The following is a 25,891-nucleotide window of genomic DNA, read 5'->3' on the forward strand; positions in this document are numbered from 1 at the left end:
TTAGATGACTGAACTGGAGGATCAAACGGTAGACTTTGCCCATTACCTGCGGGTCGAGCAGGGGCTTGCCGAAAATTCAGTCACGAGTTATACGCAGGAGTTACGCAATTTTGCGCAGTACTTGACGCCTAAAAAAATCACCGATTTTAAACGGGTAGACCGGCTCCAGGTCATGGCGTACTTGAGTGCGCTGACCGCCGCTGGCAAGTCCCGTAATTCAGTGATCCACGCGGTGTCGGCTCTGCGTAAGTTTTATCGTTACCTTGTTCAGACCCACCAGCTGACGGATAATCCGATGGCTAACGTGGCGGCGCCTAAGCACGCCCAACACTTACCGGCCGTGCTGACGGTGGCCGAGGTCGATCGCTTATTGGCGGCACCAGACACTAGTAATAAATACGGCCTGCGTGATCGGGCGATTCTGGAGGTCATGTATGCGACCGGGTTGCGGGTCAGCGAGCTGGTCCATTTAAAATTGGCCGACCTACACCTGGAGATGGGGTTGATTCAGGCCCTGGGTAAGGGTGACAAGGAACGGATCATTCCGATTGGCGACGTGGCCAGTGACTGGATCAACCAGTATTTGGCGGCCAGTCGACCGGTGTTGTTGAAGCAGCGCACCAGTCCGTATCTGTTTTTAAATGCACACGGTGGAGGTCTGTCACGACAGTCCATTTGGCAAAAAATCAAGCGGTACGTGGCGTTGGCTGACATCCAAAAGGATGTGACGCCCCACACACTGCGGCATTCATTTGCCACGCATATTTTAGAGAATGGCGCGGATTTGCGGGTGGTTCAGGAACTACTGGGCCACGCGGACATCACGACCACTCAGATTTATACCCACATTTCTAAAAAGCGGTTACTGAACGTTTATGATGCGTATCACCCACGCGCCTAGCCGTTACGGCAAGGGTGTGGTAAAGTATGAAGACGATTGGAACGGAGGGGGACCATGTTACTTAAATATCGGAGCGATTATCAAAAGATTGCGATGGGCATGTTGAGCCTGTTGCCGAATTTTAAGGACTGGGACCGGCTGCAAAAGGAATTAGCATGGTACCAGGCCGGCGATGACCGGAACCTTTATCTCTGGAAGGACGAGCACGACGACTTCGCGGGGGCCCTGGGCGCAGAAGTGCAGGGAGACTACCTGGTCGTTCGGTTGATTACGTTGATGCCAGATAAGCAGTTAACGCGAAATACCTGGCAGATGCTAGATGAGTTGGCCACCACGGCGCCGGACAGGCGGTTGATGGGAACCCTAACGACGGCCAAGATTATTGCAAAATGGGAGTTTTACCATGGACAAAGCCACAGAGAACGGTCAACCGCTGATTCAGGTCAGTGATTTTGAGGGACCGTTAGACTTGTTGCTACACTTAATTAAAACCAATGAAATGGATATTTACGATATTCGGATAACGACGATTACCAGTCAGTATCTGACCTACTTGCATCAAATGCAGGAGCTACGGTTAGACATTGCTGGGGAGTACTTTGTGATGGCGGCCAATTTGATGGCCATTAAGGCGAAGCTGTTGTTGCCAAAACCAACGACGGTGGACCCTGTCGATGAGGATGCCGGTGAGGATCCTCGGGAAGACTTGGTCAATCAATTGTTGGAGTATCAACGCTATAAGCAAGCTGCCCAGGAGCTGAAGAAGCGCGCCATAGCTCGGCAGGAACACTTTACCCGACCGGCAATGGCCGTGCCGGAATCGGTGACGTTGTCAGTTGCACCGGGGATTCAGACCAGTGACTTGCAAGCGGCTCTGGCCAAACTGGTTCACCGGGCAATGATTGCCAAACCGGTGACGCAAAATATTCATCAAGAACATTTTACGATCAAGGCTCAGATGGCGACCGTTTTGACGCGTTTACAGCGGGCCAAGCACCCCATCGACTTTGATAAATTATTGGCCGGAGTACCGGCATTGGAAGAAGTCGTGACGACCTTCTTAGCAGTCTTGGAGTTGGCTCGTCAACGGCAAGTACAGTTGCAGCAGGTCAACCGCTTAGCGCCACTTCAGGTTGGTTTTTTAAAAATGGAAGGAAGTTATGCACCCGATGTCACCCCTAGCACAGATTGAAAGCCTCCTGTTCGTCAGTGGTGACGAAGGCATTACCGTGGCTGATTTAGCAGCAGCTACTGGATTGTTACGACCAGCCATTTTGGCCAGCTTGGAACGATTAGCTGAGAAGTACGCGGCGGATACCGATTCCGCTTTGGAATTGATGGTCAACGATACGACCTACCGCTTGGTGACTAAGGCGGCCGCTGGTGAAGTGATCAAACACTACTTTGAGAACCCGCTCAGCACTAACCTTTCGCCAGCCTCACTAGAGGTCTTGGCAATCATTGCGTACCGGCAGCCAATTACGCGGATCGAAATTGATGAGATTCGGGGCGTCCAGAGTTCATCGACCGTGCAAAAATTAGTTCTGCGGCGGCTGATTGAAGATGCTGGTCGTTTGGATGAACCCGGCCGACCAAAGGTGTACCGGACGAGCGCGTATTTCTTAGATTACTTTGGGTTGACGACCTTAGATGAGTTGCCACCCTTACCAGCGGCAGCCACACCAGGTGACACCGCTGATGATGGCGATGGTGGGGATCTATTCCTGCAAGCCTTTAATCAGCAATTAAATCAATCAGGAGATGAAAGTTAATGGAACGACTACAAAAAGTTTTAGCCCACGACGGGGTTGCCTCACGTCGCCAGTCAGAAAAGTTGATCATGAGCGGTCGGGTAAAGGTTAACGGCACCGTGGTCACTGAATTAGGAACCAAGGTCGGCGTTCACGACAAGATCCTGGTTGATGGTGTGCCGGTCACGACTGAAGCACCGGTTTACGTGATGTTGTACAAGCCGCGGGCGGTTATTTCGACGGCCAACGATGAAAAGGGCCGCAAGACCGTTGTGGATCTCATTGAAGATATTCCCCAACGCATCTACCCAGTGGGTCGGTTGGATTATGATACGGCTGGTCTGTTGTTGTTAACGAACGATGGCGAGCTGGCTAACCGGTTGACACATCCAAAGTACGAAGTTGAAAAGACTTATGTTGCCCGGGTTACGGGAACGCCAACGAACGATGCCATGCGGCAACTCCGTCAAGGTATGACCGTCGACGGGGAAGTTTACGCGCCAGCTAGAACCAAGTTGTTGAGCAGCGATCCTAAGAAGAAGTCTTCAATCGTGCAACTGATTATTCATGAAGGCAAAAATCACCAAGTTAAGAAAATGTTAGAGGCTGTTGGTTATCCGGTTGAAAAACTCAAACGAGAAAAGTACGGTAATTTGACGTTAAAGGGGCTCAATGCTGGGGAAGCCCGGTTACTGAAACCGGAAGAGGTCAAGGAGCTCAAACAGGCCACTGGGCTGATGTAAGCTTTTTCATTGACAGGCTTTCTAAAAGTTAGTATATTTAACTTGTAATAAAATTTAGGTTCATCTTCAGGGCAGGGTGTAATTCCCGACCGGCGGTAAAGTCCGCGACCCGCGCAAGCGGTTGATTCGGTGCAACTCCGAAACCGACAGTAAAGTCTGGTATGCAGAAGATGAGACATTGCTTTTTGCGTATCCTTTTTAGCGTAAACTCCAAGGTCTCGCCCTTCTGTGGTGAGGCCTTTTTCTATGGTCGCACCGCGAAAGATGGCCGCAAGGAGGAACAAGAGTTATGGAAAATAGTCGTAGTGGTTTAAGCGTTCGGGCAATGGTGGAAATGGCGTTATTTGCCGGTATTTCCTATGTCTTGATGTTTGTGGCGTTACCCATCGTGCCCATTGTGCCGTACATGAAGCTTGATCTGAGTGATTTGGTCGTGCTGATTGGTATGAGTGTCTTTGGTCTAGGTGGCGCAATCCTGATTGCAGCAGTCAAAGAGTTGCTGTACTTCGTGACGACCGGTATGGATGTCGTGAACTTAATTGGGGTGATGACAGCGTTTATTGCTGACTTAGCGCTAATCGTGCCCATCAGTCTGGTGCTGAAACGGCGCAATCCCTCGTTGACCCGGCAAATTTTAGCCGTGGTTCTGGGAACATTGAGTCTGACCGTGGTTCTGTCGTTAGGTAATTGGTTGGTCATTACGCCACTGTACTTAAAGGTCTTAAACATTTCGATCGGGTTGCCCGTTAGCAAGCTGGTCTTGTTAGGGGTTATTCCGTTTAACCTGATCAAAGGGGTCGTCTTGGGCATCCTCTTTATCCTGTTGACCCGCCGGATGGCGCCTTGGTTGGCTAAACACACGACATTGTAAGTGTATGTGTTGTGATTCGATGCCAGTGGCTGGTAGGGCTTCCATCTGCTGTGGGGACCGGTGCCAGCCTGGGGTGCGGTCTGGCACCTCGACTTGAAGCCTTGGCAGTTCACCAAGGCTCCAAGCTCGTCCCACGCTGTAGGCTAGCTAAAAAACGCTAGCCAACATCGTCGACACAGCCGGTTCATCCCTACGAGCCACTGGCGGCAACGGTTACGTTGTTCAGTGATAGCTATGATTACAACAATTCTGGTAGAGTGAGTGGATTGTTGGTACCTCAACGGATGTCGCTTAGTATTCGGCAAAAGGGACAAGCTACTTGCTTGAGCTAAATTAGTTTGGTTTGGAATTAAGTAGTTGGAATAGTACGTACGCGCAGTCTCGCCACCTACCCCAGCCACATCGGAGTTAAAGACACTGTAGCCGGAGGGTGCCAGGAGGGTAGACAGCTGTGTCGACGCAGTTGGTTGGCGTTCTATGCCGACCTACTGCGTGGGACGAGCTTGGCGCTTCGTCGGGTCTTGACGAGGCGTCAAGTCGAGGAAAAAGACCGCTTCTTAGGCTTTTTCCGGTCCCCACAGCAGGCTACACTCCTGGCGGCCGGAGGCAACAATAGCGTTAACACAGGCGACAATAGCGCTAACACATGAGAACTAATAAAGAAATTTGAAGCATCAGGGGTTGGCAGGTCTGCCGGCCCCTTTTCTTATGGTAAACTGGTAGCAGACTAAATTTAACGGAGGTGGCCCATGGACCCGGCAGACTTATTGCAACTACTAAGTGAACAGCAAGACCGGCGGCTGCGGGTCATCGAGAATTTGTTGCGAGGGCGGCGAACTGTTTCAACCTTGTACTGGGGCTTACGGTACGATTTACTGCCGCTATTGAATCTGGCGAAGCCCTTGGACCGGGGAGCGTTGGACGCGCCAGCTCAGTTACTAGCACAACAGGGATTGATTGCCGGAGATTCAGCGGAAGGGGTCGTTCACCTGACAGAGCGGGGGCAAACGGCCGCAACCAGCACGACTTATTACCGGCCAATTACCCGTCAAAATTGGGTCAACGTGGACCTGATAGCAGCACGTCAACGTTTACTGCTAGCGGTACAGGTGGCGTCGCAGTACGCGCACAGTACCTCGCGTTACTATCCTTTAGCGACTGATTTAACCACTCGGCAAGCGGTTCGGCGGTGGTTTCACCGCGTTAAGGGACCTGATTTAGCGACCAATCTTCGTGAGGCATTAGTCAGCAGTCTTCGCCAGCTACCGGCAGAGACGGCTGCAGTCGTGACGGACCAATTTACGGGTTACCAACAGCCCGGCTATACGGTCAGTCAATTGGCGCAGAGCACCAATCGCTCGGCCTGGGAGATCCAGCTGATGCATTTTGATGGGGTCGCTCAGATTGCCTTAGCCGCACAGGAAGCGCAGCATCCGCTCCATGACTTATTTCAGCCACTGTGGGCGGTTCCCGTGTCACGGAGCGCCCAACAGACGCTGCAAGCGGTGGAGGCCGGCGGGGATTTGGCACGAGTGGCGCGCGTTCGTAAGGTTAAGCTATCGACGGTACGGGAGCATCTGCTCGAAGCGGCCATCATGTTGCCGGCTACAGAGTTTCCGTATGATCAGGTTTTATCGGAAACAATTCGTCAGCGGTTCGCAGCCGCTGTGACTGGGCCCATTGATTCGTGGCAATACATGGAACTACCCGCAGCAATGCGCGACGAGCTTGATTTCTTTTACTTTCGACTCTACGCCATCTGGCGGATGAAACGGGGGGACTCAGAATAGTGGAAACTTTAGAAGCTAGTTTAGAAAAAGTTTTCGGATTTAATACGTTTCGTTCCGGTCAGAAAGCCGCTTTAACTGCCTTGGAGTCCAACCAAGATACCCTGGCCATTCTGCCGACCGGTGCCGGAAAAACGCTTATCTATCAGCTGTACGGCTATCGGCATCCGGGGTGTGTGTTGATTGTTTCACCGTTGTTATCGCTGATGAACGACCAGGTCGATCGGATGCGGATTAGCGGGTTCAAACGGGTTGCCGCCATTACGTCGCAGACTGGATATGTAGAACGCCAAGTTATCTTGGAACATTTGAACGAGCTACAATTTCTCTTTTTATCACCGGAAATGTTGGCGCAACCCCAAATGTTAGCCCGAGTGGGGCAGCTTGATCTCAGTTTATTGGTAATCGATGAGGCACACTGCATTGTTCAGTGGGGACCAGATTTCCGGCCAGAGTACTTATTATTGGGCGCAATTCGGACTAAATTAAATCAACCGCTGACGCTCATGTTGACGGCCACGGCGGGCAAGGTGACTCGTCAAGAAATTTCAAAGCAGTTGCGGTTGCAACCACAGGTGGTCACTGAATCCGTGGACCGCCCTAATATCTTTTTAGATGTTGAGAACGTTGCTAACGAGGCCGAAAAACAGAGTCGTTTGCAGGCACTGGTGGCCAAACTGCAGTTGCCAGGGGTCATTTACTTTTCGAGCAAGCAGCAGGCAACCGATACAGCGCTGTGGTTACAGCAGACGACTGGCGTTCAAGCGGCGGCCTACCATGCGGGGCTGAGCGGTGAGGACCGCTTTCGAATCCAACAACAGTTTATGACGGGCCAACTCGACTTGATCTGTGCCACCAGTGCGTTTGGCATGGGTATCGATAAAAATGACGTCCGGTTTGTGATTCATTATCATCTGCCAGCCGATTTGGAAAGCTATGCGCAAGAAATTGGCCGGGCCGGTCGTGATGGGCAGCCCAGCATCGCTATTTTACTGTACGCGCCGGGCGACGAGCAGTTACCATTGGCGTTGGGACAGTCAAATCGACCGGATGAGGCAACGATTACGCGATACTACGCGCACCCGCAGAGCTTTGCTGCCGATGATCCGGTGATTCACCTGCTGGATTTTTACCGGGGTCACGGCATCAGTCAAGCGGCAGTTACGCAACTGTTTACGCGCCGAGAAAAGGAGCGAAACCGGGCATTGGCGAATATGTTAGCCTATGCACGGGAACGGCGGTGCCTGCGACAAGTCTGGTTACAAGCCTTTGATGAGACCAGTCCCGCCCATTCAGCAGCGTGTTGTGCGCCGGGAGAGGTGGCCCTTGATTTGGACCAGCTTGAACTCTTACGTCAGCCGACTTCGGAGACTGAAAATGCGCCGACGGACTGGGAAACCCGACTTAACCGGTTATTTTAGTAAGAATTTAAAGAATTAAGGTATCTGGTATGGTACAATTACGGGTGAAAGTTTTTCAGGGAGGTTAGATGATGAGTCAGAAGCGTGACGATCAAACGTCGAAGGATACGAAGGATAAGGAGTCCCATCCTTGGGATCAGTCGTTTGCCGATGATCGGGACGATCAGGGGAACCTGTCACGAACGAGAATCCGGCGGCAAAATCACGGGAATACAATGGTGACAGTCATATTAGTTGCCATAATCATCGTGATCGCAGTGGCGTCATTAGTTTATGGGTTAGCACGACAAAGTGCCGTGAATAAACCTGAAAATCAAAGTACGGAACAGGTCGCAGATGGCTCATCGAGTTCTTCTAGCAAACACGCCAAGAGCTCGACGAGCAGTCACAAGAAGTCTTCCTCTAAGAAGACCGCTTCGTCCAAGACGGCCAGCTCAAAAAAATCAACAACTTCAACCACGACTGCTAGTTCGGCAAAGACGACTAGCAGTTATTCGGCTACGAGTAGCGCCACTACTAAGCCGAACAAGACCAGTTCTAGTGCCACAACTACTAGTAGCAGTACGAGTACGACCACTGGTAGTAAAAAGTACGCAACTGTAGAATCTGGACAAGGGGTCTACCGGGTCGCCACGAACGCGGGCATTTCTGTTCAAGAACTCTTACAGTTGAATGGGCTGTCTTCAGCCTCATCGTTACACCCCGGTCAGAAGCTTCGGGTAAAATAGGCGTTAATTTCATTTGATAGGAGTTTGGTTTTCATGGAGAAACAAGGTTTGCAAGTTGCCATTGACGGTCCCGCATCGGCCGGCAAGAGTACCGTGGCAAAGATCGTTGCCCAACGTTTTCACTACATATATTGTGATACGGGCGCTATGTACCGTGCGATTACTTGGAAAGTGTTACAGGCTGGTGTGGGCTTGACCGATGAAGCAGCGGTCAAGCAATTACTGGATCAAATCACGATTCGGTTTGAACCAGGCACCCCAGTGCAAAAGGTGTTTGTTGACGACACCGAAGTCACCTTGGCCATTCGCCAACCTGACGTGACCAACTCCGTTTCAGCAGTGTCCGCTTTACCCGCCGTTCGAGAAGAATTGACGGCTCGTCAACGGGATATCGCGGATGCTGGGGGGATCGTCATGGATGGCCGCGACATTGGGTCGACCGTCTTGCCTAAGGCAGAAGTTAAAATCTTCCTAGTGGCCAGCGTGGAGGAACGTGCACAACGGCGCTTGAAGGATAATGCCGCCAAGGGTATTGAGACACCTTTAGCAACACTAAAGCATGAAATTGAGGAACGGGATCGGAAGGATTCGACACGAAAGGTCTCTCCATTGACCCAAGCGGCGGATGCCATTCGGTTAGATACGACCTCGATGAGCATCGAACAAGTGGCTGATAAAATCGCCGAAATTATTTCTGAAAAAGAATCCCACTAGATATAGGCATTTTACTAGCTTTTACTAGCATAATCAGCTAAAATAGTATATAGAGTTGTCGCAAGGAGGAAAAATTCGCATGAGTGAAAATGGCACGAGTCAAAACAATGAAAACAATGAGTTATTAGATGCTTTAAACAGCATCGATAACGTCAAGGTCGGTGACGTCGTTAAGGGTGAAATCTTAACGATTGATGACGACCAACAAGCAATCGTTGGTATTGCAGATACTGGTATCGAAGGGGTCGTTCCCAAGAAGGAACTCTCAACTAAGCCAGTTGATGACATTAATGAAGTAATTAAAGTTGGTGACGTCTTGGATCTCGTCGTTATCTCACGGATCGGAACTGACAAGGAAGGCGGTAGCTACTTACTGTCTCAACGTCGTTTAGAAGCCCGTAAGGTTTGGGACGATATTCAAAAGGAATTCGAAGCAGGTCATACGTTAACTGCCCCTGTTACCCAAGTGGTTAAGGGTGGGTTAGTTGTTGATGCCGGCGTTCGTGGTTTCGTTCCCGCATCAATGGTTTCTGATCACTTCGTCGAAGATCTTGCACAATTCAAGGGCCAAACCTTGGAATTCAAGATCGTTGAAATCGAACCTAGCGAAAACCGGTTGATCTTATCACACCGTGCTATCGTTGAAAAGGAACGCGCTGCACAAAAGGAAGAAATCATGGCTAAGTTAACTGCTGGCGACATTGTCGACGGTAAAGTTGCTCGCTTGACTAACTTCGGTGCATTCGTTGACCTTGGTGGCGTTGATGGTTTGGTCCACGTTTCTGAAATCGCCTTTGAACGGGTTGAAAAGCCTAGCGATGTTCTGAAGGTTGGCCAAGACGTTAAAGTTAAGGTCTTATCTGTAGACCCAGACCGCGACCGGATCTCCCTTTCCATCAAGCAAACCTTACCAGAACCTTGGGACGGTATCGAAGACAAAGCCCCACAAGGTAGCGTCTTAGATGGAACTGTTAAGCGTTTGACTAGCTTTGGGGCCTTCGTTGAAGTATTCCCTGGCGTTGAAGGCTTAGTTCACATTTCCCAAATTTCTCACCAACACATCGCAACGCCTGCTGACGTTCTGAAGGTTGGTCAAGAAATCAAGGTTAAGGTCTTAGATGTTCGTCCAGACGATCACCGTTTGGCATTGTCCATCAAGGCTCTTGAAGAAAAGCCACAATCTGGTGACGAAGGTTCTGAGAACCGGAGCAGCAGTAACAACAACCGTAGCCGGAGCAACAATGGCGGTAACAACAACCGTCGTCGTAACAACCGGAACAGTGCTGAAACTTCAACGGCTAACGCCCCAGAAGAAAGCACCGGTTTCTCTTTGGGCGATCTGATTGGTGATAGCTTGAAGAAAGATATGGAAGATAACGAAAACAACTAATACGTTTGGTTGAGAAATGGGTCTGGAGCGGAACTTTGTTGGTTTCGTTCTGGACCTTTTTCACGTCAAATGTAGCAATTTAAGGAGGGATTTATAGTGGCATTTCCAGTAGTTGCCATTGTTGGCCGCCCAAACGTGGGAAAGTCGACCCTGTTTAACCGGATCGCCGGCGAACGGATCTCCATCGTCGAAGACACCCCAGGGGTTACCCGTGACCGAATTTATACGCGAGCCGAATGGCTGGGAACTGAATTTCGGATGATCGATACCGGTGGGATCGACCTCGGCGATGAACCATTTTTAACACAGATTACGCAACAAGCAGAAATTGCAATTGATGAAGCCGACGTTATCGTCTTCATCGTGAGCGCCCCCGAGGGTGTGACCGATGCTGATGAAAAGGTGGCCAAGATCCTGTACCGTGCCGATAAGCCGGTCATGTTGGCTGTCAACAAGGCGGATAACCCCGAAACTCGGGAATCCATCTACGACTTCTATTCACTTGGCTTCGGTGACCCATATCCCGTCTCTGGGGTCCATGGTCTCGGTTTAGGGGACCTGTTGGATGCCGTCGTGAAGAAATTCCCTGAAGATGATGGCGCGCCTAAGGACGATTCCATTCGCTTCAGTTTGATTGGTCGGCCTAACGTTGGGAAGTCCTCTTTGGTCAACGCCATGCTTGGTGAAGACCGGGTCATCGTTTCCAACATTGCCGGTACCACGCGTGATGCCGTAGATACCAAGTTTACCGCTGACGATACCAAATTTACGATGGTCGATACGGCTGGGATTCGTAAAAAAGGGAAAGTCTACGAAAACACGGAGCGTTACAGTGTTATGCGGGCGATGCGGGCCATTGACGATTCAGACGTGGTTCTGATGGTCATGAACGCCGAAGAAGGAATTCGGGAACAAGATAAACGGGTTGCCGGTTACGCCCATGAAGCGGGTCGAGGCATCATTATTTTGGTCAACAAGTGGGATACCTTGAAGAAGGATAACCATACGTTGACGGACTTCCAGAACCTGATTCGTTTGGAGTTCCAATACCTGAGTTATGCACCAATTGTCTTTGTTTCCGCTAAGACGGGTCAACGGCTAGAACAGTTACCTGAACTGATCAAGAAGGTTTCTGCTAACCACAACAAGCGGGTTCAATCCGCAACGTTGAACGATGTTGTAATGGATGCCATTGCTTTGAACCCAACGCCTTCCGACAACGGGAAGCGGCTCCGGGTTTACTACGCCACTCAAGTGGCCGTGGCGCCACCAACTTTCGTGGTCTTTGTTAATGATCCGAAGATGATGCACTTCTCCTACGAGCGATTCTTAGAGAATCAGATTCGGGCTAGTTTCGATTTCGAAGGGACACCAATCCATTTGATTGAGCGTGCACGGAAGTAGGACTTGAGTAGCATAGGACCAGCTTTTAACGTGATTTTAACGATTTTTCATTAAAAATCACGATTCTTGGCCGATAATTGCTAAAAAATGGCGTTATCCCTTGTCATGCAAGGCTTCCTGTGCTATCTTTGATAAAGAAATGATGCGGCTGACCGTATTTGTTTCATCATTTTTGGACCACTCAAAAATGACCACTAGATGTCATTCATCTAATCTTCTTTCAGGAGGTGAATTCAAACATGGCAAACAAAGCACAATTGGTTAGCGACGTTGCAACTGCAACTGGTTTAACTAAAAAGGACGCAACTGCTGCAGTTGATGCAGTATTCGATTCTGTCCAAGCAACGTTAGCTAAAGGCGAAAAGGTTCAACTGATCGGCTTTGGTAACTTTGAAGTACGTGAACGTGCAGCTCGTAAGGGCCGTAACCCACAAACTGGACAAGAAATCCAAATCCCAGCAAGCAAAGTACCTGCATTCAAGCCAGGTAAAGCTTTAAAGGATGCTGTTAAATAATCTTATTTAGCGAGTAGAGGGCCAGTACGGTGAATGCCGGGCTGGCTTTTTGCTACCCTTAATTAAATTCAAGTAACAGTGAAGTAGCGGGATAATTGATGCTGGCGAGGGCTTTTACTTCGCAAGTCACCCTGAATTGCGTATAATTAACTGTTGCGTTAAAAAAATAATGGTTGACGTTGCCGCCTACGGCCGCCCAGGAGGGTGCTAGCTGTGGGGACCGGATCAAGCCTGAAAAGCGGTCTTGCTCCTCACGTGTGAGCCCCGCTAAGTTCATGCGAGTCTCTCACGCGTCCCATGCTGTAAATTGGCTGAGAAACACCAATTAACACCGTTGTCACGGCCAGCCCCCTCCTGGGCGACCTCCGGCTACGATTGCGCTATTTTGGCAGTATAGTAAACGCCATTTGTGCTAGTCGTGGTACGTTGGGTAACTTTGATATATCACGGTTGTTAGGCGATTATTGTAACCAGATTCAACATTTTTGAAGCCAGTTGTAAAGCTTAAGTGATTTAAAATTTTAGCTGAACTATATAGCAACTTGAGGGTAAATTTGAGACATCAAAGTAGCCGGAGGTTGTTAGGGGTGGTACCGTGGTGTCGACGGTGTTGGTTGGCGTTTTGGGCCGACCTACAGCGTGGGACGAGCTTGGAGACGTGGTGAACTAGCCACGGCTTCAAGTCGAGGCCAAAGACCGCACCACAGGCTTTGGCCGGTCCCCACCACGTAGCCACCCCTAACAACCGTAGGCGGCTACGTGGATATAACCAAATGATAATACAAAAGATTCAAGATGGAGGCGGGTCAATGAGTTACGCAGAAACGGCACTCGATGAACTGGAAAAGGGACAACTCGAAGATTTCAAAAAGCAATATGCGCTGGCACTACGTCACGATGACGATGACACGTTGTTTAGTTTGGGTGAGGAACTCTATTCGTTAGGTTTCCTGAACCAATCCCGACGAATCTACGAGAAGCTCCTCAAGAAGTACCCAGATGAAGATGAGTTGCGAACGAACCTCGCAGACATTGCCATTGATGAAGATAAGAACGATGAGGCGCTGGAATATTTAAATCAGGTCCAACCTGGCTCACCAGCCTACGTGGAATCCCTGATGGTGGCCGCCGACCTCTATCAGACTCAGGAACTCTTCGAAGTCAGCGAACAAAAGCTGTTAACGGCCAAAAAATTGGCGCCTGACGAGCCCGTCATCACGTTTGCCCTGGCAGAACTCTACTTCACCATGCGGGAGTTCAGAAAGGCCATTCCGCTGTATTTAGACCTGATTACGGCCGGAACTACCGAACTGTCCCGCGTCAACCTGGTCGAACGGCTGGGAGTTGCTTACGCTAACGCTGGTCGATTTGAACAGGCGATTGGCTATCTGAAGCAGATCCACACGGGGGACATGACGCCCGACGTGAAGTTTGAAACGGCGTTTACCTACTTGCAACTGAAGGAACGGTCAACGGCCATTCGCTTGTTTGAGGAGCTAAAGGATAGTGATGCGCACTACACGTCCCTGTATCCTTACCTGGGCCAGGCACTGGAGCAGGAGAACCGGCTAGATGAAGCTTTAAAAGCCCTTCAAGAAGGTTTAGGCGTTGACCAGTACAACGAGAAGCTCTGGCTACAGGCAGCCCACGTGGCCACTAAATTGGCCGATGAGGACCTAGCTGAACGCTACCTGAAGAAGGGGCATGAGCTGGATGCTGACGACATCGCGGCGGTCATTCAACTCAGTAACCTGTACGTGAAACAGGAACGGTGGGCGGAAAATGCCGAGTTGGCTAAACCATATTTGGCTAACGAAGACGCTGATCCACAGCTGTACTGGAACTTAGCGGTCACGGCGAACCATCAAGAGGACTTTGCTGCAGCTCGTAAGTACTACGATGCCGCGCAACCGTTCTTCATGGACCAGCCAGACTTCCTGAAGCCAGCGATTTACTTCTATCGTGAAGAAGGGGCCAGTGATGTCGTCGTTAAACTATTACAGGCGTACGTGAAGGTCGTTCCGGATGATGCTGAAATGGCACTTATGTTGGAAGGCTACGAGGATTAACTAAAATGTACTACAGAAAAGGATGCCGCGGGGTATTCTTTTTTAATTAAGTTTACACACAATAATTACTTTAACTTATGGCTTCACAAAAAAAGCAACCGCAAAACCCGCGGTTGCTAAACCCAAATCACTAACGTTTAAATTTACCCAAGAACCCGGTCTTCGGAACCTCAAACGAGAAACCTTCACCTAACGCTTCATTCACGTTGATTACCGAAATGAATGCCCGCGGGTCGGTTCGCTGAATGATTTGGCGTAATCGATATAGTTCACTAGGCGCCACGACAACGTAGATCATCTTCCGCGGTTGGTGGGAAAAACCACCTTCGCCGCTGACCAGACTCACACCCCGTTGAAGTTCATCCATAATGCTGTCCGTAATTTCTTGATAGTGGTCCGACACCACAATGATTCCGCGAGCGGCATAGGCGCCTTCCTGCGTAAAGTTAACCAGCCGAGAGTATACGTAGGAATAGATCAGCGTGTAGGCCATCTGCTGAATGTTAACGTAGACCAATGAAATCAGTAAAACCACGACATCCAGCCACAACAACGTCTTACCCATTGGGACCCCGCGGAAACGTTCAAAGATTCGGGCAACAATATCCGTCCCACCGGTCGTTCCACCGTACCGATAGAGAAGGCCGGAACCGAAGCCCCCAATCAACCCAGATGCCAGCGAAGCCAGCAAGAGGTCACCGTGCAGGTCAATGGAAAATGGTACCCGCTGCCAGATCCATAGCGAAATTGACAACATGAACGTCCCATAAATTGTATAAATCGCCGATTGCCGGCCCAGAAACCGCCAACCAATCAAAACGAGGGGAGCGTTAATTAGAAATGTGGTGTACGCCGGGTCAATTTTGAACAAGGCCCGCAGAATCAAGGTGATCCCGGAAATTCCACCATCGGCCAAATGGTTGGCAATGTTGAAGAATACCAACGCAAACCCCAGCATGGCACAACCAATCCCTATCATTAATAAATCTATTGCGCGGATTGATTCATCCTGTACTTGTGTCAACCGCCGTCACTCCCAACATCTAAATTTCTCAACTCATTCATCATAGCACACCGCTCTAGAAAACAGCGGACAAAACTCACGTCGCCTCAGCGAGTTTAAATTCAATTCTGCCAGCGAATCTGTTAGACTGGCATATAGAAGTAATACAGAAATAACTGGTAGAAGGGTGAGCGAATTGAAGCTAGAACAATTACCACAGGAGTTTGAACTGGCCCGACCAGTTTTACAGACCATCGAGCAGGCCGGCTATGAGGCCTATTTTGTCGGTGGCAGCGTTCGGGATACCATCTTGGGTAAAGACATTCACGACGTGGACATCGCCACCAGCGCGTATCCTAATGAGATTAAGGGCCTATTCAAACGGACGGTCGACACAGGAATCGAACACGGAACCGTTATGATTCTGGACCACGGCACCGGCTATGAGACGACGACCTTTCGTTCAGAGTCGACCTATACCGATTTCCGTCGGCCAGACCAGGTCACGTTTGTCCGGTCGCTGGAAGAGGACCTCAAACGCCGCGACTTTACCATCAACGCCCTGGCCATGAAGGAAGATGGGGAAGTCATTGATCTCTTTGATGGACTGACCGATCTCCAGGAACACCGGATCCGAGCCGTCGGCGATCCTCAAGAACGGTTTCACGAAGATGCCTTGCGCATGATGCGGGCGGTCCGCTTCGCCAGCCAGCTGGACTTCACCATTGAAGGGCCGACTAAGCAGGCCATTACGGACCACGCGGACTTACTAGAAAAAATTGCCGTTGAACGCACGCAGGTCGAATTACTCAAAATGTTGCAGGGGAAGATGCCCCAACGCGGCCTGCAAGATATGTTAGACACCGGTCTCTGGCAGTACTGCCCAGATTTTGCTTCCCACGAGGTAGCCTTGACCAAGCTGGCCCATCGACTCCAACAGGGGGCCACGTCTAACGAAGCCGCTTGGACGCTACTGGCGACCCAGTTTAAGCTGGATACCACCGGCATTGGTAGCTTCTTGAAGCACTGGAAGACGGCCAACCAAACGATTGCGGCCGTGCAAACAGCCACCAAAACCGCTGAATTACTGTTACAGGGGGACCTGACCGCTTGGCAACTCTACCAATGTGGCGCGACCTTAACGCCCGTTGCCAATGAAGTGGCCGTTACCTTAGGGGCGCCTGACCGCAGCAACCAGTTGACCCGCGACCTCGCTGCCTTACCGATTCAAACGAAGAAGGAACTCGCCATTTCTGGTGGGGATTTGATGAAGGCCGGCGTTCAGCCAGGACCGCAACTTGGTGCCATTCTGGGTGACCTGGAGTACCGGGTCGTCATGGGCGAATTACCCAACGAAAATGCAGCGCTGGTTGCTAACAGCACCGCCGATTAAGAATCTGATATAAGAGAGTGAGAAACTTATGCAAACTTTACGCGCGGAAAACTTACACCGAACTTACGGTGAAAAAACGCTATTTGATAATCTGAATTTCATCATCAATGAACACGACCGCATTGGCCTGATTGGGGTCAACGGTAGTGGGAAGACCTCGCTGCTCAACACCTTAGCGGGTATCAGCAACGAACAATCAGGGGAGATCAACACCCCCAAGGATTACACCATTGGTTACCTGACCCAAAAGCCGGATCTCGACGAAAATATGACCGTGATGGACGCCGTTTTCTCTGGTGACCAGAAGGTCTTCGTGACGATTCGGCGTTATGAGGCCGCTTTGGCTGCATACGGCGAACACCCCGAGGACGACCAGGCTCAGAAACGTTACCTGGACGCCGAAGCCCAGATGAACGAAGAGGAAGCTTGGACCGCTGAAAGTGACGTCAAGACCATTCTGACGCAGCTGAAAATCACGGATCTTTCTCAAGAAATCAAGACCATGTCCGGGGGCCAAATTAAACGGGTTGGCCTGGCACAAGTCTTGATTCAATCACCTGACCTCTTGTTGCTGGACGAACCCACCAACCACTTGGACTTCGATTCCATTGCTTGGTTACAACAGTACTTGGCCAGCTACAAGGGTGCCTTATTGGTCGTGACCCACGACCGGTACTTCCTGGACCAGATTGCCAACCAAATTTGGGAACTTGATTTTGGGAAACTTTACCAGTACCCGGGTAACTACCAAGCCTACGTGCAGGAAAAAGCCGAACGGGTCTCGCAAGAAGCCGATGCTGATCAGAAGCAACAACAACTGTATAAAAAAGAATTAGCTTGGATGAAGGCCGGTGCCAAGGCCCGTTCTACCAAGCAACAGGCCCGCATCAACCGGTTCAACGACCTATCGAGCAACGTTGGAACGCGCCAAGTTCAAAGTAATGTGTCCATTTCCCTAGGGCAACAACGTTTAGGGAAGAAGGTCATCGAGCTCAAGGATGCCAACTTGAAGCTGGGGGACCACACCATTCTCAAGGACTTCAACGACCTGATTCAGGGTGGCGAACGAATTGGAATCAGTGGGGATAACGGAGCCGGGAAATCCAGCCTGCTCAACGTTATCGCCCAACGATTACCATTAGATTCCGGTATCATTTCAGTTGGTGAGACCGTCAAAATGGCGTACTACACGCAACAGATCGAACCAATTCCCGAAGATAAGCGGATGATCAGCTACCTCTCCGAAGTCGGGCAAACCGTCACGGATAACCAGGGGAACGCCGTCAGTGTGGCCGAACTTTTGGAACAATTCCTGTTTCCTCGGTTCATGCACGGTACCTTGATTCGTAAGCTTTCCGGTGGTGAGAAACGCCGGTTGTACCTGTTGAAGCTGTTGATGGAACAACCGAACGTTCTTCTGTTGGATGAACCGACCAACGACCTCGATATTGGGACGTTGACCGTGTTGGAAGACTACATTTTCCAATTTGCTGGTACCGTGATTACGGTTTCTCATGACCGGTACTTCCTGGATAAAGTGGCCGACCGACTCCTCATCTTCACTGGTGATGGGAACATCGAACGTTACTCCGGCCGCTTCAGTAGTTATCTGGATGACGCTTTGAAGCAAAAGAAGCACGTCGATGATAAGCCCAAGGAAAAGGCCCCCGCTAAACCAGCCGCCCAACCCGATGAACCTAAGAAGAAGGTCAAATTGACCTACGCGGAACAGAAAGAGTGGGAAGGTATCGAAGGTGAAATCGATGGCTTAGAGGACCAGAAGTCTCAAGTCCAAGAAGCCATGAACGCCAACGGTGCCAACTACGATAAGCTGGCTGATTTGCAGGCACAGTTAGATGATCTCGACAAACAGTTGGATGACAAGATGGCTCGGTGGGAATACCTGAGCGAATACGCAGAATAGGAGTGACGGGTGTGTTAGAAGATGCTTACTTGGACCTGGCCAAAAAGGTCTTAACTGAGGGTCACCAGAAGTCTGACCGAACAGGTACCGGAACGGTGAGTTTGTTCGGTTATCAAATGCGGTTTAACTTGCAGGAGGGGTTCCCCCTGTTAACGACGAAAAAGGTGCCATTCGGCTTGATTAAGTCCGAATTACTCTGGTTCCTGAAGGGCGACACGAATATTCGTTTTCTCCTACAACACCACAATCACATCTGGGACGAATGGGCTTTCCAGCGCTACGTTGACAGTCCCGACTACCATGGGCCAGATATGACCGACTTTGGCCGTCGTTCCTTGGTGGACGACGATTTCAAGCAACAGTATCAGGCCGAAAAGAAGGCCTTTGACGACAAGATTCTAAATGATCAAGCCTTTGGCGACCATTACGGTGACCTGGGGCTGGTCTATGGCAGTCAGTGGCGCGCTTGGCAGGGTAAAAATGGTGAAACTATTGATCAAATCGCCAACGTGATCGACACGCTGCGGACCCATCCAGATTCTCGGCGAATGATCGTGTCTGCCTGGAATCCAGCCGATGTCCCATCAATGGCGTTGCCACCTTGTCACACGTTATTCCAGTTCTACGTAAATGACGGTAAATTGAGCTGTCAGCTCTATCAACGTAGTGGAGACATCTTCCTAGGGGTCCCATTCAATATCGCCAGCTACGCCCTCTTAACGTCCTTAATTGCCAAGGAGGTTGGCCTGGAGGTCGGCGACTTTGTTCATACGCTAGGGGACGCCCACATCTACAGCAATCACATTGAACAGGTCAAGACCCAGTTAGCACGGACGCCTCACGAGGCACCAAAGCTGTGGTTGAATCCTGAAAAATCTAGCATTTTTGATTATGAAATGGCCGATATCAAGGTTGAAGGTTATGATCCAGAACCCGCCATCAAGGCCCCAGTGGCCGTCTAACCAGCTAAGGAGGACTGTACGATGTTAATTTTCCTATGGGCAGAGAGCCAGGGCCACGTGATTGGTCACCGTGGCGAGCTGCCGTGGCACCTGCCAGCAGACATGCACTTCTTCAAAACGGTCACGACCGGTAACACGATTGTGGCTGGTGCCCGCACGTTTGCCAGCTTTCCCAGTGTGTTGCCAAACCGGACCAACGTCGTGGTGACGCACCACGATGCTAGTGAGTTCCCAGCCGGCGTTGTCGTGTTGAACTCACTGGATGCTGTCCGCAATTACGCTCACGAACGTCCCGAAGAAAAAATCTTTGTGGTGGGTGGGGCGCAAATCTTTGCTGGTCTCATGGACGACGTTGATTTGCTCTACCGAACAACGATCGATGCTGGGTTTGACGGGGACACCTGGATGCCCACCGTTGACTACAGTCGCTTCCAGCGAATCAACCAACAACCGGGTATCCGTAACGAAAAGAATCCTTACGATTACACGTTTGAACAATTCCAACGTATCCAGTAATTAATTTGTGGCCGGCGAAATTTCTTTCGCTGGCCACTTTTGTGTTTCAACTCGTTTAACGGTATCCGTTCAATTGATTCAAAGTGTTATGAATAGATTTCCAACCCCAATAATTTGTCTGTAAACTACACTGACATAAATAAAAAAGGAGAGTGACGATCCCAAAATTCAGGAATCCATCACCCTCCAAAGTACACATTTAAATTTTGTTAAACCCAAGTCATCGTCATTTAACAACTATCTTGGGACTGTTGCTGATGACTTACCAGCTAACCCCAAAATCTACGCTTCACTGCGATAATCCACAATTTCAGCGAAGGTGGGCAGGGGTGGAGCCAGCTGTGAAAATGGCGTTAACTAGCGTTTCTTGCTAGTTTAGGCCATGGGCGTATTTGAAGACACAGTATTTTCGTGGCTTCAAATCGAGCGAGAAGCCTGTTCTTTGGCTGAAGCGTCCCCACAGCAGGCGCCGCCCCTGACCACCGAAGCGGCCGTTCTAGCACATTTATCTCTTTTGAACCTAAGCAATTAAGCGTAGAACAGAATTGAGAAGTACATCAGACCAGTCCCTAGCATCACAAACAGATGCCAGATAACGTGACCAAACGGTACACCCTTAAAGCTGTACAGCACTGCCCCGACGGTGAATGAGACACCACCGAAGAACAGGAGGGCAAACCCAATTGGCCCCAAACCCACGTACAACGGCTTGATACCCATTAGGCACATCCAACCCATCACCACATAGATGACGGTGGAAACCTTTTGAAACCGGTTCAGCCAGATGGCCTTGTAGACGATCCCAATAATAGCCATGGCCCAGATGATTCCGAACATGGTCCAGCCCAGCGCACCCCCAACCACCAGTAGACTGTACGGCGTGTAGGTACCAGCAATCAGTAAGTAAATCGCGCAGTGATCAAATATTTGAAAGACGTGACTCGCGCGGGTAAAGTACAAACTATGGAAAAGGGTTGAAGCGAGGTAAAATAACACCAGAATGGCCCCGTAGATGGCGAAAGTTGTCATCCGGAGGGCACCACCCTTACCGTGGGCCTGTAACAGTAGAATGACTAATCCGGCAATGCTTAGGGCGGCACCAATTCCGTGAGTGGCGGCGTTCAAAACTTCATTTACAATCTGGTAGGTGCGGCTGCGTTCTTTTGTCAAACCAAATCCTCCTTATACGGTGCATAGCATTCATTGGTGTTCGTAAACAACTTACTGAAAAAATCGACCAACTCTGCTATACTATTACCGTATGTTTCATTACGCATATTGTAGCATAAACCAAAATCTCTGGTCAGAAAGAGTGGGATACCCATGGCTAAAATTAAAATTGTTACGGACTCTTCTGCTGGTCTTACCGATCAACAGATTCAAGACTATAACATTACCATCATCCCGTTAACGGTCATGATCGATGATACGATTTACGTTGAACGGGAATCCATTACGAATAAAGAATTTATCGAAAAGATGAAGACGTCTAAGACGTTACCAAAGACGAGTCAACCGCCACTGGGTAAATTTGTTGAAACCTTTGATAAATTAGGGGAAGATGGCAGTAGCGTTATCTGCTTTACTATGCTGGCTGCCATCAGTGGCACGGTCCACACCGCCGAACAAGCCGCCCAATTGTCCAAGACGGACGTCACAGTTGTCGACAGTCAGTATACCGATCAGGCGCTGGCGTTCCAAGTCGTTGAGGCTGCCAAGTTAGCCGCTGAGGGTGGCGACAAGCAGGCCATCTTAGACCGCGCCGTTGCCGTTCGCGACCACACCAAGCTCTTCATGGGTGTCGTTACATTGGAAAACATTCTAAAGGGTGGTCGGCTTAGCCGGGCCGCTGGCATGTTGACCTCCTTGCTCAACATCAAAATTGTCTTACAAGTTACCGGTGGGGAATTGAAGATTCGGGCCAAGGGTCGCGGTATGAAGACCATTGACCGGTACTTCGATAAAGTTTACGAGCAGATCAAGCAGACGCCAGACATCGTGGCCATTGGGATTTCTCACGTAGAAGCCTTTGATGCCATCGACAAGATTCAGGGTCACTTACACGAAATCTTGCCTGACAAGGATGTCCTGGTACGAGAGACCGTTCCGATCATCGCCACCCATGGTGGTCCGGGTGCCTTTGCTTTGATGTACTACACGGATCCTACCAAATAAATTCAATAGACTAGCAAGAAAAGGGGTGGCGATGCCACCGCTTTTTCTTTTTCCTGAGGGGGATAAACTGATGAAGCTTAAAAATTTCAGTAAGATTATTGGGGTAACCTTACTCCTGGTGATGATTGTCCTGGCTGCCTTAACGTACTGGCATCCCGGAGCCCGCACCACTAGCTCCGGTACGCACCCAGCTGTCCGCCACCGTTCAACCGTTCGGGTCGTTGCGCTAGGTGACTCCCTGACGCAAGGCGTCGGTGATACTACCGACAATCAAGGGTATTCCGGTCGTTTAAAGACCATGATCCACAAAAAGGATAAGGTCAAGGTCGTCATGCACAACTACGGCAAGTCTGGCGACCGGTCCGATCAAATCGAAAAACGGTTGGTCGATAGTCGGCAGCAACAACGCCAAGTCCGGCGGGCTCAAGCCATCGTCATGACGGTTGGGGGCAATGATTTACTCCAGACCCTGACCAAGAACGTGACCATTAACCAACAGTCCCGATTGAACACGCAATTGACGACCGCTGAAAAGTCCTACGAAACCAAGTTAAAGAGTCTGTTGTCCACCGTCCGGAAGTACAATCCGAACGCACCCATCTACCTCTACAGCATCTATAATCCCATCTACGTGTACTTTGCCAACCTAGACCAGATTACGGACGCCGTGGACGATTGGAACGACGTGACGACCCATACCGGGCGGGACTTCTCGCACCTGTACATGGTTGACATCAGTCGAGCCATGTCCGTTGGTCAGTTCAAATCAGCCACGCAACAGGCTAAATTAAAGCGCCAGTCCCAACAGGCCAATGATGGCAAACTGTCAGCCAAGAGCTTTCAGGAACAGATCTTGGCCAGCAGTAGTAGCGACGAACTCAATGATTACCTTTCATCGGCCGACCATTTTCACCCGAACGCCAAGGGGTACGACCTGATGACCGCCGCTGCCTTCAAACAAATGCAGGCGCACCAACAATGGTTAAATAAGTAAGGAGGAATCGGCTTCATGCAACGACATTCGCAGACTAAAACACCCACCCGAAATTGGTGGAAGTGGGGCTTCATCGCCCTAGTGGCCGTCATCCTCGTTACCTTCATAACGATGGGTGTCAAGGCACTCGGCCCCGCCAATGTACCCGCCACGGCGAAGACGCCGACCACGGAAACGACCAACATCAACGTGACACTCAATAAGAACCAGGTCAACGCGTTGGCCGACTACTATGTAAATAAGTCGCTTAAAAATGAACCCCTTAAATATCGGTTCCAGGTGAGTGATCACGCGATGTTGACCGGATCCACTAAGGTCTTGGGGGCCAATGTCAACTTTGTTTTACTCTTCAAGCCAACCGTGTTATCCTCAGGAGACGTCCAATTAAAGGCCCAGAAGCTATCAATTGGCTCGTTGCCAGTTCCAGTCAGCTTCGTGATGAGCTACATCGCGAAGAACTATCCACTGCCTAAGTGGGTGGCGATGAACGTGAAGGAACAGACGATGACCTTGCACTTGACGGCCATTGGCAACGGCAAGAAGCTGTCTTACGCCGCTAAAAAAATCGATATGACCGGTGCCGGGAAGTTCGTCTTCCAGGCCCGCATTCCGAAAAACTAACGTCCTAATAAAGGAGGATCGTCATGCCTAAAAGTTTTTATCAGTTTTTGATGACGGAACGGAACCCCGAGAGCTACGATCCCGTGGCAACGTTCGCCAACAACGCATTCCTAGACAGTTCGTTTCCCAAACAAGAAACGGAATTTGATCCTCTGTCAAAGTATCTTGAAGAAAACGCGCCGTACTTACCGTCAATGACCATCTTTGATGATGCTTGGCAAATGTACTTAGCCGCTTTGGCCTAGCGAGGTTGTATCAGAATAAGGATTAAAAAAGTCCGCATTGGCGGGCTTTTTTCTTTGGGGTAATTTGGGCTGCAGCAGTGCGAGTTAAGTCGGCTTGACCAGGCTCGTTTAATCCACCGTGACCTATATTGACTTTTCCAGAGCGCTTGATTAATATTAGCCATATACGGTACTGGTATTAACAATATTTATACGATACAGAAAAGCATTTGAACTTTTTTCAGGACATCTGCTTTTGACAGATTTGAAAGGCTGAATTGATGTTGAAGGGACTGATGTTACTTGAAATGACAGCCCACCTAGCGACACCAAGCCGGCTAAAATTGAAGTTATTGTGAACAGGAAATGGAGGATTTCACTGATGAAGGTTAACAAATTGATTGTCTCAGCGCTGACGATTTTAAGCGTTTCCACTATGGGACTCGCAACAGTTGCGTCCAATGCGGATACGGCGTTGGCAAAGACCAAGGCAGCAAAAATCGTTAAAACGACTACATATAAAGCCAAGCACAAGGTTCACGTTACCAAGGGAAATATGTACTCTACGGCTAAGCTCACGAAGGTTTCGCACAAGGCTAAGAACTATAAACGGACGACATTCTACCGAATCAAGAAGGCCAAAGTTGTTAAGAGTAATAAGAAAAAAGCTGTATACAATTACGTTAAATCAACGAATGGTAAGACTAAGGGCTGGATCTGGCATGGTTATGTGAAGAATGGCAAGGCTCCTAAAGCTAAGACAAGTAAGACTAAGTCAAGTTTGAGTAAGAAACAACAATTTAATAAGATGTTTGCTGGAATTAAAAAGGAAGAAATGCAAGGACATGTTGATAAATTAATTAGTTTTCTTTTAACCAAAGGGAACAAACATTCTGGTTCTCTTATTGATAATAAAGGAAATCTAAAAGTTGCGAATGGGACAAAGAAATATCTTCTCGATAATCCTATTTATGCCGGAACATTAGCTAATGGGCATCGAATTTTAGGTATGACTGATAAACCACAGTATAATTTCGAAGTTATGCCAGGATTATATTCGAATAGTGAGAGTTTTTCGAATAACTCGGGACATTGGGTAATCTATTATATTTCTGGTAATGGTGATGATGGGGTTGCTGCTTCACCACATAAAGGATTTAAGTATTTCGGAGATTTAGATCAACAAATTGCTGGTAATATGAAGGGAGCTTGGATGGATGTATATTCATCTAATGATGCCACTTTATATAACTGGAAGTCGAAAATTCTTTTGGTCAATAAAAAGGCCGCTGAGAATCGCAAATATTTGAATTACTAGCACAGTGTTAAGAAGAGTCTATATTTATTAGACTCTTCTTTTTATTGACTATACTTTTTTGGAATTTATGATAAGAGTTGTTTCCCATTTTGATACCCCTTTGCTAATTTTGGCATCTTTGAACTTTAGCCTAGACTATCAATATAGAGGTTTTAAATAAATAAGACGAGGTGATATTAATTGGCAGAAATAAATAACCGTAAAAAGTGGTCTGTACTGGTAATTGGATACTAGAGTCAAGTATGAAGAGCATCCTAATCCGCAAAATACTTTCAGCCACGACTTCTTTTTACCAGGTAATGATTTTAAGTAATCAGTTGATTCTAAGGTATATCTGCCCGATAAATGATTAGCAACGAAAACGAGCTTAACTTCATAGTTTGGGGCGTCTGGCTTCGTCTGTAATTTGTTCAGACTAATGTTACTGATCTCAGCACACTCATAACAGTTACGCCAGCACCTTTAGC

25 protein-coding genes and 1 riboswitch are annotated in these 25,891 nt (G+C 49.3%); of the genes, 23 read left to right on the plus strand and 2 right to left on the minus strand.

What is annotated here, in order from left to right; all coding sequences use genetic code 11:
• The first annotated feature begins 4 nt into the window (after positions 1-4).
• The 14 genes from xerD (at position 5) to EKM87_RS01935 (ending at position 14,294) form a co-directional block, all read left to right on the plus strand.
• Positions 5-901: a site-specific tyrosine recombinase XerD gene (gene xerD / locus EKM87_RS01870; protein WP_125681250.1), complete on the plus strand. Its 897-nt coding sequence runs from the start codon at positions 5-7 to the stop codon at positions 899-901.
• A gap of 54 nt (positions 902-955) precedes the next feature.
• Positions 956-1,351 carry an N-acetyltransferase gene (locus EKM87_RS01875; protein ID WP_125681252.1) on the plus strand — a complete coding sequence of 132 codons (396 nt, stop codon included), beginning with the start codon at positions 956-958 and terminating at the stop codon, positions 1,349-1,351.
• Positions 1,305-2,093, plus strand: a complete 789-nt coding sequence (locus tag EKM87_RS01880) for a segregation and condensation protein A (RefSeq protein ID WP_125681254.1) — start codon at positions 1,305-1,307, stop codon at positions 2,091-2,093. Before EKM87_RS01875 ends, EKM87_RS01880 begins: the two co-directional genes overlap by 47 nt.
• Positions 2,071-2,673: an SMC-Scp complex subunit ScpB gene (gene scpB / locus EKM87_RS01885; RefSeq protein WP_125681256.1), complete on the plus strand. Its 603-nt coding sequence runs from the start codon at positions 2,071-2,073 to the stop codon at positions 2,671-2,673. The genes EKM87_RS01880 and scpB overlap by 23 nt, the downstream gene beginning before the upstream one ends.
• The gene (locus EKM87_RS01890; RefSeq protein ID WP_125681258.1) at positions 2,673-3,395 is read left to right on the plus strand and encodes a pseudouridine synthase; all 723 of its coding nucleotides are present in this window, start codon (positions 2,673-2,675) and stop codon (positions 3,393-3,395) included. The genes scpB and EKM87_RS01890 overlap by 1 nt, the downstream gene beginning before the upstream one ends.
• 58 nt (positions 3,396-3,453) lie before the next feature.
• Positions 3,454-3,571, plus strand: a riboswitch (FMN riboswitch).
• Positions 3,572-3,684: 113 nt separating this feature from the next.
• Positions 3,685-4,266 carry an ECF transporter S component gene (locus EKM87_RS01895; protein WP_125681260.1) on the plus strand — a complete coding sequence of 194 codons (582 nt, stop codon included), beginning with the start codon at positions 3,685-3,687 and terminating at the stop codon, positions 4,264-4,266.
• Between the two features lie 749 nt (positions 4,267-5,015).
• Positions 5,016-6,056, plus strand: a complete 1,041-nt coding sequence (locus EKM87_RS01900; RefSeq protein ID WP_125681262.1) for a helix-turn-helix domain-containing protein — start codon at positions 5,016-5,018, stop codon at positions 6,054-6,056.
• Positions 6,056-7,474 (plus strand): RecQ family ATP-dependent DNA helicase, encoded by a 1,419-nt coding sequence (locus EKM87_RS01905; RefSeq protein WP_225428374.1) that lies wholly within the window; start codon positions 6,056-6,058, stop codon positions 7,472-7,474. Before EKM87_RS01900 ends, EKM87_RS01905 begins: the two co-directional genes overlap by 1 nt.
• A gap of 71 nt (positions 7,475-7,545) precedes the next feature.
• A complete protein-coding gene (locus EKM87_RS01910) occupies positions 7,546-8,202 on the plus strand; it encodes a LysM peptidoglycan-binding domain-containing protein (RefSeq protein ID WP_125681272.1) in 657 nt (218 codons plus the stop codon).
• Positions 8,203-8,235: 33 nt separating this feature from the next.
• Positions 8,236-8,916, plus strand: a complete 681-nt coding sequence (cmk, locus tag EKM87_RS01915; protein ID WP_125681274.1) for a (d)CMP kinase — start codon at positions 8,236-8,238, stop codon at positions 8,914-8,916.
• A gap of 79 nt (positions 8,917-8,995) precedes the next feature.
• On the plus strand, positions 8,996-10,306 hold the full coding sequence (gene rpsA / locus EKM87_RS01920; protein ID WP_125681275.1) for a 30S ribosomal protein S1: 1,311 nt from the start codon (positions 8,996-8,998) through the stop codon (positions 10,304-10,306).
• Positions 10,307-10,402: 96 nt separating this feature from the next.
• The gene (gene der, locus EKM87_RS01925; protein WP_125681278.1) at positions 10,403-11,710 is read left to right on the plus strand and encodes a ribosome biogenesis GTPase Der; all 1,308 of its coding nucleotides are present in this window, start codon (positions 10,403-10,405) and stop codon (positions 11,708-11,710) included.
• A gap of 227 nt (positions 11,711-11,937) precedes the next feature.
• Positions 11,938-12,225, plus strand: coding sequence for an HU family DNA-binding protein (locus EKM87_RS01930; protein WP_225421803.1), 288 nt, complete (start codon positions 11,938-11,940; stop codon positions 12,223-12,225).
• An 809-nt stretch (positions 12,226-13,034) separates the two neighbouring features.
• Positions 13,035-14,294: a tetratricopeptide repeat protein gene (locus EKM87_RS01935; protein WP_125681280.1), complete on the plus strand. Its 1,260-nt coding sequence runs from the start codon at positions 13,035-13,037 to the stop codon at positions 14,292-14,294.
• 130 nt (positions 14,295-14,424) lie between these two features.
• On the opposite strand, the gene EKM87_RS01940 is transcribed toward EKM87_RS01935, so the two are convergent.
• Positions 14,425-15,273 (minus strand): YitT family protein, encoded by an 849-nt coding sequence (locus EKM87_RS01940; RefSeq protein ID WP_125681395.1) that lies wholly within the window; start codon positions 15,271-15,273, stop codon positions 14,425-14,427.
• A 220-nt stretch (positions 15,274-15,493) separates the two neighbouring features.
• On the opposite strand from EKM87_RS01940, the gene EKM87_RS01945 reads away from it, so the two are divergent.
• From EKM87_RS01945 to EKM87_RS01960, 4 genes are read left to right on the plus strand one after another with little or no spacing between them, the layout of a single operon-like run.
• A complete protein-coding gene (locus EKM87_RS01945) occupies positions 15,494-16,690 on the plus strand; it encodes a CCA tRNA nucleotidyltransferase (RefSeq protein WP_125681281.1) in 1,197 nt (398 codons plus the stop codon).
• A 28-nt stretch (positions 16,691-16,718) separates the two neighbouring features.
• On the plus strand, positions 16,719-18,614 hold the full coding sequence (locus EKM87_RS01950) for an ABC-F family ATP-binding cassette domain-containing protein (RefSeq protein ID WP_125681283.1): 1,896 nt from the start codon (positions 16,719-16,721) through the stop codon (positions 18,612-18,614).
• 11 nt (positions 18,615-18,625) lie between these two features.
• The gene (locus tag EKM87_RS01955) at positions 18,626-19,576 is read left to right on the plus strand and encodes a thymidylate synthase (RefSeq protein WP_125681285.1); all 951 of its coding nucleotides are present in this window, start codon (positions 18,626-18,628) and stop codon (positions 19,574-19,576) included.
• A gap of 21 nt (positions 19,577-19,597) precedes the next feature.
• A complete protein-coding gene (locus EKM87_RS01960; RefSeq protein ID WP_125681287.1) occupies positions 19,598-20,092 on the plus strand; it encodes a dihydrofolate reductase in 495 nt (164 codons plus the stop codon).
• A gap of 528 nt (positions 20,093-20,620) precedes the next feature.
• Here EKM87_RS01960 and trhA read toward each other — a convergent pair.
• Positions 20,621-21,262: a PAQR family membrane homeostasis protein TrhA gene (gene trhA / locus EKM87_RS01965; protein WP_125681289.1), complete on the minus strand. Its 642-nt coding sequence runs from the start codon at positions 21,260-21,262 to the stop codon at positions 20,621-20,623.
• A 153-nt stretch (positions 21,263-21,415) separates the two neighbouring features.
• On the opposite strand from trhA, the gene EKM87_RS01970 reads away from it, so the two are divergent.
• The 5 genes from EKM87_RS01970 (at position 21,416) to EKM87_RS01990 (ending at position 25,424) form a co-directional block, all read left to right on the plus strand.
• Entirely contained in the window at positions 21,416-22,267 is an 852-nt protein-coding gene (locus tag EKM87_RS01970) for a DegV family protein (RefSeq protein ID WP_125681291.1), read from the plus strand.
• Positions 22,268-22,337: 70 nt separating this feature from the next.
• Positions 22,338-23,261 carry a GDSL-type esterase/lipase family protein gene (locus EKM87_RS01975; RefSeq protein ID WP_125681293.1) on the plus strand — a complete coding sequence of 308 codons (924 nt, stop codon included), beginning with the start codon at positions 22,338-22,340 and terminating at the stop codon, positions 23,259-23,261.
• A gap of 15 nt (positions 23,262-23,276) precedes the next feature.
• On the plus strand, positions 23,277-23,882 hold the full coding sequence (locus EKM87_RS01980; protein ID WP_125681295.1) for a YpmS family protein: 606 nt from the start codon (positions 23,277-23,279) through the stop codon (positions 23,880-23,882).
• 23 nt (positions 23,883-23,905) lie between these two features.
• Complete coding sequence (locus EKM87_RS01985; RefSeq protein WP_125681297.1) at positions 23,906-24,127, plus strand: YozE family protein; 222 nt, start codon at positions 23,906-23,908, stop codon at positions 24,125-24,127.
• A 361-nt stretch (positions 24,128-24,488) separates the two neighbouring features.
• On the plus strand, positions 24,489-25,424 hold the full coding sequence (locus tag EKM87_RS01990; RefSeq protein WP_125681299.1) for a hypothetical protein: 936 nt from the start codon (positions 24,489-24,491) through the stop codon (positions 25,422-25,424).
• Positions 25,425-25,891: the final 467 nt, after the last annotated feature.

Origin of the sequence: Levilactobacillus yonginensis, from assembly GCF_003946265.1 — a bacterium.
GTDB lineage: Bacteria > Bacillota > Bacilli > Lactobacillales > Lactobacillaceae > Levilactobacillus > Levilactobacillus yonginensis.